1 rRNA gene is annotated in these 322 nt (G+C 54.3%); it reads right to left on the bottom strand.

Going from position 1 to position 322, the window contains the following annotated elements:
- Nucleotides 1-117, bottom strand: a 16S ribosomal RNA gene (locus MKK53_RS01090); the annotation flags it as partial.
- Nucleotides 118-322: the final 205 nt, after the last annotated feature.

The following is a 322-nucleotide window of genomic DNA, read 5'->3' on the forward strand; positions in this document are numbered from 1 at the left end:
GCACGTTCCCACGCGTTACTCACCCGTCCGCCGCTGACACCGAAGTGCCCGCTCGACTTGCATGTGTTAAGCCTGCCGCCAGCGTTCGCTCTGAGCCAGGATCAAACTCTCACGTTAAAAGAGCTGATCTCAGCTGATCACTAAAATCTCAGACGGAGCCTCACAATCGAACCAACGCTTCACAGCGCAAGCTCGGTGAGCTCAAAAAGAGATCCACAGATCAGCGTCTCGTCTCTCACGATCCAGCATCACGCCAGATCCGCAAGGACAGATAAAAACGCCGTCCGCGTCTCCCTTCCTCAATATCACAATGTCAAAGAGC

The organism is Methylobacterium sp. J-076, assembly GCF_022829405.1.
Lineage (GTDB): Bacteria > Pseudomonadota > Alphaproteobacteria > Rhizobiales > Beijerinckiaceae > Methylobacterium.